The 14,341-nt window shown below is 50.7% G+C and carries 12 protein-coding genes; 11 read left to right on the forward strand and 1 reads right to left on the reverse strand.

Features of this window, described 5'->3' with window-relative positions; all coding sequences use genetic code 11:
* Positions 1-35: 35 nt before the first annotated feature.
* From mutS to glnA, 11 genes are all read left to right on the forward strand, one after another.
* Positions 36-2,609 carry a DNA mismatch repair protein MutS gene (mutS, locus tag NDK47_RS12460; protein ID WP_251875310.1) on the forward strand — a complete coding sequence of 858 codons (2,574 nt, stop codon included), beginning with the start codon at positions 36-38 and terminating at the stop codon, positions 2,607-2,609.
* Between the two features lie 24 nt (positions 2,610-2,633).
* Positions 2,634-4,727 (forward strand): DNA mismatch repair endonuclease MutL, encoded by a 2,094-nt coding sequence (mutL, locus tag NDK47_RS12465; protein ID WP_251875321.1) that lies wholly within the window; start codon positions 2,634-2,636, stop codon positions 4,725-4,727.
* Positions 4,728-5,230: 503 nt separating this feature from the next.
* On the forward strand, positions 5,231-6,016 hold the full coding sequence (locus NDK47_RS12470; protein WP_251875323.1) for a class I SAM-dependent methyltransferase: 786 nt from the start codon (positions 5,231-5,233) through the stop codon (positions 6,014-6,016).
* On the forward strand, positions 6,013-6,972 hold the full coding sequence (gene miaA / locus NDK47_RS12475; RefSeq protein WP_251875325.1) for a tRNA (adenosine(37)-N6)-dimethylallyltransferase MiaA: 960 nt from the start codon (positions 6,013-6,015) through the stop codon (positions 6,970-6,972). Before NDK47_RS12470 ends, miaA begins: the two co-directional genes overlap by 4 nt.
* 30 nt (positions 6,973-7,002) lie before the next feature.
* The gene (hfq, locus tag NDK47_RS12480; protein WP_251875327.1) at positions 7,003-7,248 is read left to right on the forward strand and encodes an RNA chaperone Hfq; all 246 of its coding nucleotides are present in this window, start codon (positions 7,003-7,005) and stop codon (positions 7,246-7,248) included.
* Positions 7,249-7,406: 158 nt separating this feature from the next.
* Positions 7,407-8,237, forward strand: coding sequence for a DUF4184 family protein (locus NDK47_RS12485; protein WP_251875329.1), 831 nt, complete (start codon positions 7,407-7,409; stop codon positions 8,235-8,237).
* Between the two features lie 91 nt (positions 8,238-8,328).
* Positions 8,329-9,303 (forward strand): AAA family ATPase, encoded by a 975-nt coding sequence (locus NDK47_RS12490; protein ID WP_407653415.1) that lies wholly within the window; start codon positions 8,329-8,331, stop codon positions 9,301-9,303.
* A gap of 41 nt (positions 9,304-9,344) precedes the next feature.
* The gene (hflX, locus tag NDK47_RS12495) at positions 9,345-10,637 is read left to right on the forward strand and encodes a GTPase HflX (protein WP_251875331.1); all 1,293 of its coding nucleotides are present in this window, start codon (positions 9,345-9,347) and stop codon (positions 10,635-10,637) included.
* Between the two features lie 5 nt (positions 10,638-10,642).
* Positions 10,643-11,926 (forward strand): methionine gamma-lyase family protein, encoded by a 1,284-nt coding sequence (locus tag NDK47_RS12500; RefSeq protein ID WP_251875333.1) that lies wholly within the window; start codon positions 10,643-10,645, stop codon positions 11,924-11,926.
* Positions 11,927-12,124: 198 nt separating this feature from the next.
* Positions 12,125-12,535, forward strand: coding sequence for a MerR family transcriptional regulator (locus NDK47_RS12505; protein ID WP_251875335.1), 411 nt, complete (start codon positions 12,125-12,127; stop codon positions 12,533-12,535).
* Between the two features lie 107 nt (positions 12,536-12,642).
* A complete protein-coding gene (gene glnA / locus NDK47_RS12510; RefSeq protein ID WP_251875337.1) occupies positions 12,643-13,977 on the forward strand; it encodes a type I glutamate--ammonia ligase in 1,335 nt (444 codons plus the stop codon).
* Positions 13,978-14,121: 144 nt separating this feature from the next.
* Here the strand turns inward: glnA and NDK47_RS12515 are convergent, their stop codons facing one another.
* A complete protein-coding gene (locus NDK47_RS12515; protein ID WP_251875339.1) occupies positions 14,122-14,322 on the reverse strand; it encodes a PLDc N-terminal domain-containing protein in 201 nt (66 codons plus the stop codon).
* Positions 14,323-14,341 lie beyond the last annotated feature (19 nt).

A 14,341-nucleotide genomic window follows, 5' to 3' on the forward strand; every position in this document is an offset into this window, starting at 1 on the left:
CGGATGAGATTTTCGATGCTAGGAGACGTATAGCGATGGCTCAATATACCCCGATGATTCAACAGTATCTGGCGATCAAGCGAGATTATCCGGATACTTTCTTGTTTTTTCGCTTAGGCGACTTTTACGAACTTTTCTTTGATGATGCGATCCAGGCATCTCGTGAACTGGAAATTACACTGACAGGACGGGAAGGCGGGGGAGATGAGAAAATCCCGATGTGCGGGGTACCTCACCACTCCGCCGATAACTATATCGCCGAATTGCTGAAAAAAGGCTACAAGGTTGCCGTCTGTGAACAGGTTGAAGACCCTAAGTCAGCAAAAGGAGTCGTGCGCCGGGAAGTAACCAAAGTGATTACGCCGGGAACGATGATGGAGGGGAAATGGCTTTCGGACAAGGAAAATAATTACCTTGTAGCCGTGGCGGAAGAGAATGGCAGCTTTGGCGTAGCCGCATGTGACATGAGTACCGGTGAGATGTACGCGACCTCCTTGTTAGGGCGAAAAGAGGCAGCATTGGACGAAGCGATGCAATACCGCCCCAAAGAATTGATACTAGCCGGCTGGAACTCGGAGCTTAAAAAGGATGTCCCTACCAGCTACATCGATAAGTCGGATGTAGATGGGCTGGCTGTGGACGGGCAGTACGGAGCGCTTGCTAAAGAGCTGGACCCTGCCATGCGCTTAGGTGTCAATACCTTGCTTCATTACATCGGGGCTACCCAAAAGCGGAGCCTCGCACATATGCGGTTGATCAAGCGCTATGATGCCAAGCAATATCTGCAGATGGACGGCTTTTCAAGGCGCAATCTGGAGTTGACGGAAACCATCCGAGACAAGTCCAAGAAGGGATCGCTGCTTTGGCTGCTGGATCGCACGGAAACAGCGATGGGCGGGCGGATGCTGCGACGTTGGATCGAGCGCCCCTTGGTCAATAAAACAGAGCTGGAAGCACGATTGGATGCCGTATCTCATCTGAAGGCAGACCTTTTGCTACGCACTGATTTGCGAACATGCCTGGATCAGGTATATGATCTGGAACGTTTGGCAGGCAGGATCTCCTACGGAAATGCAAATGCCCGCGACCTGATTCAGCTTCGCCTCTCACTGGAGAGTGTTCCGGAGTTGAAGCGGCTGTTGCTGAGCACGAATGCCCCAGTTTTAAGCGAGCTTGCAACAGGAATGGACGAATGTGCCGACATCGTCGCTTTTTTACAGACGGCATTGGTCGAAGATCCGCCTGTGTCCGTTCGTGAAGGCGGCTTGATCCGTTCCGGCTATGATGATTATCTGGACAAGCTTCATACCGCAAGCCGGGAAGGGAAGACCTGGATCGCACAGTTAGAGCAATCGGAGCGGGAGGCTACCGGGATTCGTTCGTTGAAGGTGGGCTACAATAAAGTCTTTGGCTATTACATAGAAATTTCCCGGGCGAACCTTGGAAACGTGCCTGCAGGAAGGTATGAGCGCAAACAGACACTGGCAAATGCTGAGCGCTTCATTACGCCAGAACTGAAAGAAAAGGAATCGCTCATCCTCGAAGCAGAAGAAAAGCTGATTGAATTGGAATACCAATTGTTTGTCCAGATTCGAAACGAAGTGGCTCGCCACATCCCTCGTTTGCAGGAACTGGCGGAACGAATTGCAGCGATCGATGTATTGCAGTCGTTTGCCACCGTAAGTGATGAGCGGGGCTATGTTCGCCCGGAATTGGTAACATCGGGCGAGTGCATCATCAACGAAGGCAGACACCCCGTAGTGGAGGCGGTTCTGGAGCGGGAAAAATACGTCGCCAATGATGTGGAAATGAACCAGAAGGATCGCCAGATTTTGCTGATTACCGGTCCCAACATGGCAGGTAAAAGTACCTACATGAGGCAGGTTGCCCTCTTGGTGGTGATGGCGCAAATCGGTTGTTTTGTTCCTGCCAAACAAGCACGCCTGTCCCTGGTCGATCAAATTTTTACCCGAATCGGGGCTGCCGATGATCTCGTAGGAGGCCATTCTACGTTTATGGTCGAAATGCTGGAGACCAAGCACGCTTTGCAAAAAGCGACAGCGCAAAGCTTGATTCTGCTTGACGAGATCGGCCGCGGCACATCAACGTATGACGGGATGGCACTGGCTCAGGCTGTGATCGAGTACATCCAACAAAAAATTGGAGCCAAGACATTGTTTTCTACACACTATCATGAACTAACCGGCTTAGAGGACGCTTTGCCGGGTGTTGTCAATGTCAATGCCCGCTGCGAAGAAAGGGCTGGCAAACTGCTCTTTTTGCATAAAATCGAACCGGGTCGAGCTGACAAAAGCTACGGAATTCACGTGGCGGAGCTTGCCGAGATGCCGAATCAGGTGATCGAAAGAGCCCGTGAAATTTTAAGCAGCCTGGAAACAGGAGGACATCCTGCTCATGATCAGCAAATGTCACTGGAGACACTTTGGTCTGCGCCGGTTGCCGCGGTGCGGGAGGAGCCGGCAAATCTGCTATCTCCCGACGAGGAACGGATCATGGTCGAGCTGCGTGAGCTTGATCTGAACCAGACGACGCCGATGGATGCGATGTTAAAGCTATTTCAATGGAAACAACAGTTGAAAAAAGGGTAGTTGCCCAGTTCGAGGAGGTAACCGATGGGGAAAATCCATGTGCTGGAAGAGCACCTGACCAATATGATCGCTGCCGGAGAAGTAGTGGAGCGGCCAGCTTCGGTTGTCAAAGAACTGGTGGAAAATGCTATTGATGCAGGAGCAAGCTCTGTCGAAATACATGTGGAAGAGGGAGGGCTCTCCCTGATTCGCGTGGTTGACAACGGACAAGGCATGGATGAGGAAGATTGTCGCCTCGCTTTTGAACGGCACGCAACCAGCAAGATCCGGCAGACACGGGATTTGTTCCGCATCCGAACGCTGGGCTTTCGCGGGGAGGCCTTGCCCAGTATTGCCGCAGTTTCTCGGGTTGAACTGACCAGCACACAGTCAAGCGGGCAGGTCGGCACCCGGCTGACCATTGAAGGGGGGGCGATCAAGGGCGTCAGTGAAATTGCGACGGTGAAGGGGACAGAAATCGCAGTCCGCGACCTCTTTTTCAACACGCCCGCGCGGCTCAAATACATGAAATCCATTTCTACGGAAATCGGACATATCTCTGACTACGTCAATCGACTGGCTCTAACCTACCCTGCCGTGTCGTTTACGTTGACGCACAACAGCAAAACGCTGCTGCAAACGAGCGGTGACGGGAAGCTGTTGCATGTGATGGCAGCCATATACGGGGTGCAGGTGGCAAAGCTGCTCTTGCCAATTGAAGGAGAGACGCTGGATTTTCGCTGGAGCGGGTTTATTTCCAAGACAGAGGTTACCCGTGCCAATCGTTCATATCTCTCAACATTGGTAAATGGCCGTTATGTTCGTCATTATGGTTTGCATAATGCGATTATGCGCGGTTACCACACGCTGCTGCCCATCGGACGATATCCGATCGTCACACTGCAGATCGAGATGGACCCGACACTGCTCGATGTCAACGTTCACCCAGCCAAGCTGGAGGTGCGTTTCAGCAAAGAAGACGAGCTGTGTACAGCGATTGAAGCATGTGTCAAAAACACCCTGCTCCAGGGACTTGATATCGTCCGTCCGATGGCCGCAGAACGAAAGGCACGGGTAATTGAACAGGTTGTACAGCCCCAGTTCGATTTGACCTGGTCAAAGCCAGGAGTGCAGGACAGATCAGGACCGGAAGTATCGATTCCGTCTGCGGGGGCTGGGGTCCGCCTGGCTAACCTGCCGGGGCAAATCCGGGAAGCGCGTGAAGCAAGAGATGATATGCGCTATACCCTGTCCAGTACGAGCACACAGCCGTTTCTGTCGGAAGGAAAAAAGGGACAGCCCCTGCCCGTACGAACGGATCTTTATCCTGGGGTCATGGAAACAAAAAGAGCCGATCAGGAGGATGACAACCAGGCAGCAACGGACAGTGCCTATGAGAAGAATCCGGAAATCAGGGGAAGAGAAGAGGCTGCCGAACCCAATGCGTGTACAGAACCGGATCGAAAACAACCGGATCAGGCAAAAACTCCGTACATTCCTCTCATTCAGGATGATGTCATGGGTAAAACGGATTCTGAAACGAAGGAAAGTGTACCCCCTCTTTACCCCGTCGGACAGGTACATGGGACCTATATCGTGGCGCAAAATGAAAATGGGATGTATTTGATTGACCAACATGCCGCACAGGAGCGGATTTTTTACGAACACTTCATGCAGAAATTGGCGGAAGAAGGAGTCGCCAGTCAGATGCTGTTGTTTCCCCATACGATTGAACTGACAGCGCAGGAGGCGTTGAAGCTGGAAAAGCGTTTGCCGCTGTTGCACACCTTTGGACTGGAGATCGAGTCCTTCGGTAGCAAGACCTATATCGTACGGGCACATCCGCACTGGTTCCCGGAGGGGAGCGAGATCGAGGTGATCGAAGAGCTCGTTCAATTCGTACTGGAGAGCGGGGAATCAGCGCAAGCAGATATTCGCGCCATGCGGGAAAAAGCAGCGATCTTGATGGCCTGCAAGGCTTCGATCAAAGCGAATCGCTTTTTGACCCACGCCGAAATGGAAAGTCTGTTAAACCAGCTTCGCGATTCCTCCAGCCCGTTTACTTGTCCGCACGGTCGTCCGATCATCATACATTTCACCAGCTACGATCTGGAAAAAATGTTCAAACGCGTGATGTAAAGGGCAGACAGACTTAGACCTGCTACTGATCACAGACCTATCAAAGGCCAAAGGTGTCTTTTTGCATACACCTTTGGCCTCTTTATCAATTGCGCTGCGCGGTATACTCTGTTTTTGTGGTAAGGAACCAGCCGCCCAGTGTATCGACGATTTCAGTTAGTCAATCCGGGTACTTCTGATTTTCACGATCGCAAATTCAGTTGCCGCGAAGAATCCGGTTAATGCGATGAGAATCACAACCAAAATCAAGTTGACTAGTTCCAATGAGTAGCCTTACGTGTGTAAGGCGTACACCTCCCCTATGCATGTATAGGTGCTATTACAACCCATATTCATTTCTACGAATATGTATAGTAGCTGTTTCAAAAAAATGATTGTAGTTTGACAATCCCTACCTGAAAAAGATATAAAGATGAAGGAGAGTTTAAATCGAACAGTTGGATCTGCCTGTGCGGATAAAGGAGTACCAGCCATCATGACTACAATGTTGACAGGTGAGACGAATGATTGTCACCACCTCGCTTGAACCAAGTGCGGAAACAGTCCAGCACGCAGAGGAGCTATCCGAGAGCTTCAGGCTCCCTTTGATCGAGCGCAGGGATTACTCGCTCCACGAGCTGCGCAAAAAATATGCACAAAACGAGATCCTTATCGTGTCCTCCGCTGGGGCGAGACTGGAAGCTGAGGGGAAGAAGCCATTCTTTTTTCACCCAAATACAGCAGCCTTTCGTATAAAGCGTTTGGAGCGCGGCGATACTGATACTATGCTTGCCGTTTGCCAAATTCAACCAGGCGATCAAGTGCTGGACGCAACCATGGGTCTGGGTGCAGATGCGATCATTTTGGCTTACGGTGTTGGTGCAAAAGGACGTGTTATCGGGATTGAATCGGAAAGGATTATCGGCCTTTTGGTAGAAGACGGCCTTCGCCACTGGTCCACTGATTCTGCAGCCCTTCATGATGCGATGCAGCGAGTCGAGGTACGTGTGGCAAACCATTTTGATGTGTTGAAAAGCATGCCTGCCGATTCGATTGATGTGATCTACTTTGATCCGATGTTCGAGGAAACGGTACAAAGCTCCGTAGGAATTGCCGGCATCAGGGAATGGGCAAACAACCACGCTCTGAAAGAGGAGACGATTGCGGAGGCACTTCGAGTTGCCAGAAGGCGTGTCGTATTAAAGGAAGGCAAGGCAGGAGGGCTGTATCGACAGTTTGGCTTTACTCCCTATCGAACCAGAGGAAAACAGGTCGTGTACAGCTATAAAGAGAAAGGCGGAGGGGAGTGACCGTGCAAGCAAAAGAGAGGCTTGTCGTAATCGTCGGCCCTACCTCAGTGGGCAAGACAGAGCTAAGTCTGCAACTGGCTGAGCAGTATCAAGGGGAGATCATTTCCGGGGATTCCATGCAGGTATATCGAGGCATGGATATCGGCACAGCCAAAGCAACACCTGCCGAATTGACCAAAGTTCCCCACCATTTAATCGACATACTTGATCCAGATGAAGAGTATTCGGTGGCCCTTTTCCAGGAATCAGCAACCCGCTTGATCACGGAAATCAACGAACGCGGAAAGCTGCCCATGATCGTAGGGGGAACAGGGCTGTACATAGAGGCAGTAACGCATCGGTTTCAGTTTGCCAATGCGCAGCAGGACCTTGAGCTAAGAGACAGGCTGCAAAAATTGGCCGAAATTGATGGGGTGGAAGAGCTTCATCGACGACTGGCAGATGTAGATCCGCTCACAGCAGAGCGCCTGCATCCCAATGATGTGAAGCGTGTCATTCGGGCCTTGGAGATTTACCAGTTAACCGGGATGAGAATGTCTGATTATCAGCATCGTGCGGAATATTCGCCGTACGACCTTTTGATCATTGGACTGACCATGGAGCGCGAGAAGCTCTATGAACGCATCAATCAGCGCGTTGACTTGATGATCGAGGCTGGTCTGGTAGAGGAGGTGAGGCGTCTACTTGACCTCGGCTACGGTTCAGCTCACACCTCCATGCAGGGACTCGGTTACAAAGAATTGATCCCGTATCTCTACGGGGAGATCCCGTTGGAGAAAGCGGTGAACGACATCAAACAACGGACTCGTCATTTTGCCAAAAGGCAGCTTTCGTGGTTCCGCAGAATGTCCGAGATCCAATGGTTTGACGTAACCGAGCCTGATGACCGGCCAAAGGTCGTGCAAACAATCAAACAGATAATGGCAGGAAAGTTTCCTCAATTGCCGAATATATAACATACAAGTCCTTTTAGGGGGTATTTGACCATGAAACAGTCGATCAACATTCAAGATACGTTCCTGAACCACTTACGGAAGGAAAACATCGCGGTCACCATCTACCTTGTAAATGGTTTTCAATTGCGCGGTTATATCAGAGCATTTGACAATTTTACGATCGTTATTGACAGTGAAGGAAAACAGCAATTGGTATACAAGCATGCCATTTCAACCTTCACTCCGCAGCGCCCTGTGTCGCTTATGTCCCAGGATCAAAACAATCAACAAGGATAAGCAGCGCCACACCACGAAGCCGGGATCTAGCCATCCGGGCTTTTTTACTATCTTTTGGTACGAATATACAGCGGACACTTCCTGAAATAGGATTGTGCAAGTTAGAAAGCAAGGTCTTTGTATACATAATAAATATTATGGTAACTGGAGAAGAAAAAATGCCGTTCACGTTTGCACATCCCGCCATCGTTTTGCCGTTTTATCGCGTACGGTGGCTCTCGTTTTCCGCCTTGATATTTGGCAGCATGGCACCCGACTTTGAATATTTTCTGCGTTTGCGACCATACAGTACCATCAGCCATACGGTCGCAGGGCTGTTTTTGTTTGATTTGCCAATGGTCTTTTTGTTGGCATTTCTTTTTCACTTTATCGTAAAGCGGAGCCTTGTCGCCCATCTGCCGGCACCGTTGGACCGGGGGTTACACAGCCTGGCCAACCGGCCCTGGCAGCTGGGGTCATTCCGCTCCTTTGTGGTCTTTGCCTATTCGGCACTCATCGGCAGTTTCAGCCATGTGGCCTGGGATGCTTTTACGCATGACGGAGCATTTTTCGTCCAACGCATCTCGCTGCTCCAGCAAAAGGTTGTCATGGCTGGATGGGAGATACCCGTGTACAAGCTGTTGCAGCATGGCAGCACACTAGGCGGGCTGTTACTGATTGCTCTGTTTACCTGGGCAGCGGCTCGCAGAAAAAATTCATCCCGCTTGCCAACAGATACATGTGAAGCGTCAGCGATCCTTACAGGGTACGCTGGAAGCTCCCCGCACTTTTTCCCTGAGAAGCTTCTATACTGGTCTGGGGTAGGTTTTTGCGGGATCCTGACAGCCGCAGGCTACTTATGGTTGACCCAGGACGGAAATCTGTTGCTACGTCCGCTGGCTGGTGTGGTCCCCTTTTTGTCTGGCTGCATACTGGGCCTCGTGCTGCTTTCCTTGCTCGATCAGCGGCACTGGCTCAGGAAAAGACAAGCTGAAGATAAGCACCTTTGACTCTTTCTGAAAGAGGATAGCAACAAAAAATGGGCAGGTTTTCCGGACGGGTGAGTATACTAAGGTATGACCAAGAGGCAGGTGATCGCTTGTGAAACCGTCGGGCAATCAACCGCCGGCTGATTCGATGACTGTGAAATCTCCACACCGGATTCAGGTGGTATTTCGCCAGCCGGATCGGGTCAAATTACCGGAAACTCTGTCCGAAAAAGTACGCACGACTGCACCGGGCAATGTAGCTGCAGCGTTTGATGAGCTGGAAAAGCTGATTGGCCTGCAAGAAGCCAAAAAATTAATGTACGAAATTCATGCCTTGCTGCGGATCAACAAGGAACGGGAAAAATACAGCCTGAAGCTGGAAAAGCAAGTTTTTCATATGGTGTTTAAAGGGAATCCGGGTACAGGGAAAACGACTGTGGCCCGGTTGTTTGGGAAACTCTTCCGAGAAATGGGAATCTTGAGCAAGGGCCATCTGATCGAGGTAGAACGTGCTGACCTGGTCGGAGAATTTATCGGCCATACTGCCCAAAAAACCAGAGAGCTGGTCAAAAAAGCACTCGGTGGCATCCTGTTTATTGACGAAGCGTACTCCCTTGCAAGGGGGGGCGAAAAGGATTTTGGCAAAGAGGCGATCGACTGTCTGACAAAGGCCCTTGAGGATTACAGCAATGATTTTATCTGCATTTTGGCGGGTTATACAGACGAGATGGATGCTTTCCTGGAGCTGAATCCCGGTCTTCCGTCCCGATTTCCCATTCAGCTTCAATTTGTCGATTATTCCGTAGATGATTTGATCAAGATCGCGGAGACCATGGTCGATAGCAAAGAGTATCGACTCTCCCTGGGAGCCAGGGATCGATTGCGCCTTCATTTAAGCCGGATGCGCCATGAGATGTTTGAAGGCAATTTCAGCAATGCCCGCTACGTGCGCAATGCAATCGAACAGGCGATTCGGAAGCAGGCTGTTCGATTGTTGGGAATCGCTGAGCCGACCAAAGACGATGTGATGACGCTTCTGCCTGATGACTTCATTTGGGAGAGCGCCAAAGGGGCAGGTAACGACTAGGGCAAACTATGGTATGATAAGGGAAGAAAGGACGTGGTTCTGTGGCCGATGAAATCAAGAGAAGAGAAACAGCCATCCTCGTTGGCTGTTTTTTGGATAATCGTGATATGGAACGCTCCCGCTTGTCGATGGAAGAACTGCATGAGCTGGCACGCACAGCAGATGTAGAAGTCGTGGATGTGATCACGCAAAATCGGGAGCGTATTGATAATGCCTGGTATTTGGGCAGTGGAAAAATCCAAGAGATTGCGCACAGGGCGGAAGAATTGGACGTTGACGTGATCATCGTCAATGATGAGCTCTCGCCCAGCCAGACGCGCAACCTGGATATCGCTTTTGACTGCAAAGTGATCGACAGGACACAGTTGATCTTGGATATCTTCGCGGGGCGCGCTCATACCCGCGAAGGGAAAATACAGGTGGAGCTTGCCCAGTACAACTATCTGTTGCCGCGACTGGCGGGACAAGGCAAGCAGCTTTCCCGTCTGGGCGGGGGGATCGGAACCAGAGGTCCCGGGGAGACCAAACTGGAGAGCGACCGCCGTCATATCCGGCGCCGGATCAGTGAGCTCAAACAGCAGTTGTCTGAGCTTGTTCGCACACGCCAATTGCACCGCGAGCGACGCAAAAAGAACAAGGTGTTCCAAATTGCTTTGGTTGGTTATACCAACGCAGGGAAATCGACGTTGTTAAATGAACTGACGGTTGCCAATACCCTGCAGGAAGACAAGTTGTTTGCCACACTGGACCCTATGACCCGGCAATTGACACTCCCCAGCGGGCTGGAGGTTTTGCTGACGGATACAGTAGGGTTTATTCAGGATTTGCCAACGACGCTGGTTGCTGCCTTTCGTTCGACGCTGGAGGGCGTAAAGGAGGCTGATCTGATCCTGCACGTGGTTGACGGCCATCATCCTGATCTGGAGATACACATGGAAGTGGTCGACCGGATTCTTCGCGAACTAAAAGCCGACGACATCCCTCAGCTTGTCGTATTCAACAAAGCTGACCTGATTCTGCCGGGAACGTATTTGCCTCCGGTGGAGGACTCCATTGTAATTTCGGCCATTCGCGAAGAGGATCGTGCCGGGCTGCTGAAACGGATCGAATCTTATGTGTATGCATCGTTTGACCGATACACGCTGATTGTTCCAGCGGAGCGGGGAGATATTTTGTCCCTTCTGCATCGAGAAGGCGTGGAGATGGAGCAGGAGTTCGACGAGTCTGAAGCCACCTATCGGATATCGGTTCGTGTGAACAAAGACCATCCCATTTACGGGAGAATCGCTCCGTTCCTTTTGGATAAACCAGAGACTGTAGAAGAGAGTTGGTAAGAGAGATGTTTTCGTTATTTGCACACGGGGAGCGGTTGCGCCCCATCGTACAAGAAGTAGAACGGATGATCGCAGGGCGGCATCAGGAGATCGCTTCCCTTGTTGATTTCAATCAGTTAAAAGTGCTTCGTTCTTTTCAAAAGCACCAGGTGAACGAGTTTCATTTTGCCCCCTCGACAGGGTACGGCTATGACGACGCAGGACGTTCCACGCTGGAATCGATCTATGCAGACGTATTCGGTGGGGAGGACGCTCTGGTTCGTCCCCATATCATTTCCGGAACACATGCCATCGCGATATCGCTGTTTGGTCTGCTTCGTCCGGGAGACGACTTGCTCTATATTACCGGCAAGCCTTATGACACGCTGGAAGAAGTGGTGGGCGTACGCGGAGAAGGGCAGGGCTCTTTAAAGGAATACGGCATCGGGTACCAGTTTGTCCCCCTGACTCCATCCGGAGAGATTGATTTCCCGGCGGTGGCTGCGGCGATAACACCGAAAACCAAGGTGATCGGCATTCAGCGTTCGCGAGGCTACGCGGATCGCCCGTCCTTTACGATTGCCAAGCTTCAGGAAATGATTCAGTTTGTGAAAGAAATCAATCCCGAACTGATCGTTTTTGTAGACAACTGCTATGGGGAATTTACAGAAGAACGGGAACCGCTTCAGGTCGGAGCTGACATCATGGCAGGCTCCTTGATTAAAAATCCAGGCGGCGGACTGGTCAAAACCGGCGGGTATATCGTCGGTAAAAAGGAATGGGTCAAGCGTGCGTCGTATCGCATGGCAGCCCCGGGCATCGGTGCTGAGGGCGGCGCTTCTCTTTACTCTTTGCTGGAGATGTATCAGGGCTTTTTTCTGGCGCCTCATGTGGTGGGTGAAGCCTTGAAAGGGGCGGTTTTTTCGTCTGCGCTCCTGGAGCGGCTTGGTTTTCGCACCGACCCGCTGTGGAATGATCCCCGCACTGACTTGATCCAATCCGTTGAGTTTGGCACGGCAGAGAGGTTGATTGCCTTTTGCCAGGGGATTCAAAAAAGTGCTCCAGTCGATTCACACGTCACACCTCATCCAAGTGAGATGCCAGGTTATGCCGATCCCGTGATTATGGCGGCAGGAACCTTCATCCAAGGCGCCAGCATCGAGTTTTCAGCAGACGGACCGATTCGGCCCCCCTACCTCGGGTTTGTCCAAGGCGGCTTGACCTATTCCCATGTAAAGGTGGGCATCCTTACCGCACTGGATGGATTGCTTGAAAAAGGGCTGCTTGATCTGGATGCAGCGCAAGCATAAAGGCTAGCTTCAACAAAGTGAAAAATGGTGCGAATTTGGAAGTGTAGGACACAAAACACAGGAATGGCGAAAGGTTCCGATGAGGGGCCAATCGCCTATTTTTAATTTTTTTGTGTGAACTTTTCTGACATGCGTTGACAGATAAGTTTTTGAATCATACAATAGCAAACGAGGATGATTTCAAAGGAGGGACAAGTCGTGAGTGATGACCTTCGTCGGAACATGGCGCTGTTTCCCATTGGTATTGTGATGAAGCTGACTGACCTGACGGCACGGCAGATTCGCTACTATGAACAGAATGGATTGATTCAGCCAGCACGAACAGAAGGGAAGCAGCGACTCTTTTCCTTTAATGATGTTGATCGCTTGCTTGAAGTGAAGACGTTGATCGAAAAAGGATTGAACATCGCTGGAATCAAGCAAGTCCTGCAGTTACAGGAACCGGCCCCGGAAATAACAGAAATCACTGTGAAGTCGGAGGCCAAGCGCAAAGAATTGACTGAACAAGATCTGCACCAGCTCCTCAAGCAACAAATCCTTTTCAATAACGCAAATCGCCCTGGCGAAGATGCGTTAATACGTGGAGAGCTATCCCGCTTCTTCCACTGATAGAGCTTGCTCAAAACGGAGGATGCTTGTAAGTGAGTCCACTCGCTTTCCGGCATCCTGGCTTTTTGAACAACCTCAGACCCAAGAGCATATAGGAGGAGAGAATCGTGAGCAAGTACACCAAAGAAGACATCTTTCGTTTAGCCCAGGAAGAGAATGTAAACTACATTCGCTTGCAATTCACAGACCTGCTTGGAATCATCAAAAACGTCGAGATTCCGGTATCCCAGCTGCCAAAAGCACTGGACAACAAAATGATGTTCGACGGCTCCTCCATCGAGGGCTTCGTCCGCATCGAAGAATCCGACATGTACCTGGTGCCAGATCTGGACACATGGGTCATTTTCCCTTGGGGCAATGAGCATGGCAACGTGGCGCGTCTCATCTGTGACATCTACAATCCGGATGGCACACCTTTTGAAGGAGATCCACGCTACATTTTGAAGCGGGCTCTGAAAGAAGCAGAAGAAATGGGCTTTACGAATTTCAACGTGGGACCGGAGCCGGAATTTTTCCTGTTCAAAATGGATGACAAGGGAGAACCGACACTGGATTTGAACGACCAGGGTGGTTACTTTGACTTTGCTCCGCTTGATCTGGGCGAAAACTGCCGACGCGATATTGTCCTGACGTTGGAGCGGATGGGCTTCGAGGTGGAAGCTTCTCATCACGAAACAGCTCCTGGTCAACATGAAGTGGACTTCAAATACGCAGACGCCATCCAGGCGGCTGATCAGATTCTGACGTTTAAGCTGGTCGTTAAAACCATTGCCCGCAAGCATGGTCTTCACGCAACCTTTATGCCGAAACCACTGTTCGGCGTCGCCGGTTCTGGCATGCATACGCACCAATCGCTGTTTATGGGCGAGAAAAATGCTTTCTACGATGAGAAGGATCCACTTGGCCTGAGTGACATCGCCAAACACTATCTGGCAGGTATCCTCAAACACGCTCGCGGCTTTACAGCGATTACCAACCCGCTGGTTAACTCCTACAAGCGTCTCGTGCCTGGCTATGAAGCACCCTGCTATGTAGCATGGTCCGCGAAAAACCGCTCGCCGCTTGTCCGCATTCCGGCATCCCGCGGTTTGAGTACGAGGATTGAAGCGCGCAATCCAGACCCGGCAGCTAACCCGTATCTGGCGCTTGCTGTCATGCTGCGTGCAGGTCTGGATGGCATTAAAAACAAGCTGCAAGTACCGCCTGCAGTTGATCGCAATATCTACATTATGAACGAGGCGGAGCGTGAGGAAGCAGGCATCTCCAGCTTGCCTGCCACACTGAAAGAAGCAATCGAATGCCTCAAAGCGAACCCTGTGATGTGCGAAGCGCTGGGAGAACATGCGTTAATGCATTTCGTCAGCGCAAAAGAGATCGAATGGGATATGTTCCGCACCCGTGTACATGAGTGGGAGCGTACACAGTATATGAATACGTATTAACAGGAAAGAGCCCTTGCACCTATTGGTGTAAGGGTTTTTCTATAGGTGTGGGTGAAGTGGTTTTGGTGCTTATTCTGTAAAGGGCCCCCACAAAACACCCACGATCACTTCTTTGATTGGTGCGAATACACGATTGTAATGATTCTAGTCATTTCGAATAACCAGATAAACGATCAAACCAATAATGGGAAAAAATAAAAGGGCAATGAGTACGACAACGGAAAATTCCTTGCTGTTTCCTCTCCGGCGAGAATCGCGATAGGCCCAAACACTGATGAGGATGTTGATTACGTTTAAAAAGAGGATGAAGAGCAACGGAATAATCGATAGGAAGCCGATATCCATAGGACTTTGCACCTGCTTT

It is taken from the genome of Brevibacillus ruminantium, assembly GCF_023746555.1.
Lineage (GTDB): Bacteria > Bacillota > Bacilli > Brevibacillales > Brevibacillaceae > Brevibacillus > Brevibacillus ruminantium.

Excerpts from the sequence above, each read along its gene's own strand:
- mutS (WP_251875310.1), top strand. The coding sequence starts at position 36 with ATGGCTCAATATACCCCGATGATTCAACAGTATCTGGCGATCAAGCGA.
- mutL (WP_251875321.1), top strand. The coding sequence starts at position 2,634 with ATGGGGAAAATCCATGTGCTGGAAGAGCACCTGACCAATATGATCGCT.
- NDK47_RS12470 (WP_251875323.1), top strand. The coding sequence starts at position 5,231 with ATGATTGTCACCACCTCGCTTGAACCAAGTGCGGAAACAGTCCAGCAC.
- hfq (WP_251875327.1), top strand. The coding sequence starts at position 7,003 with ATGAAACAGTCGATCAACATTCAAGATACGTTCCTGAACCACTTACGG.
- NDK47_RS12485 (WP_251875329.1), top strand. The coding sequence starts at position 7,407 with ATGCCGTTCACGTTTGCACATCCCGCCATCGTTTTGCCGTTTTATCGC.
- NDK47_RS12500 (WP_251875333.1), top strand. The coding sequence starts at position 10,643 with ATGTTTTCGTTATTTGCACACGGGGAGCGGTTGCGCCCCATCGTACAA.
- NDK47_RS12515 (WP_251875339.1), bottom strand. The coding sequence starts at position 14,322 with ATGGATATCGGCTTCCTATCGATTATTCCGTTGCTCTTCATCCTCTTT.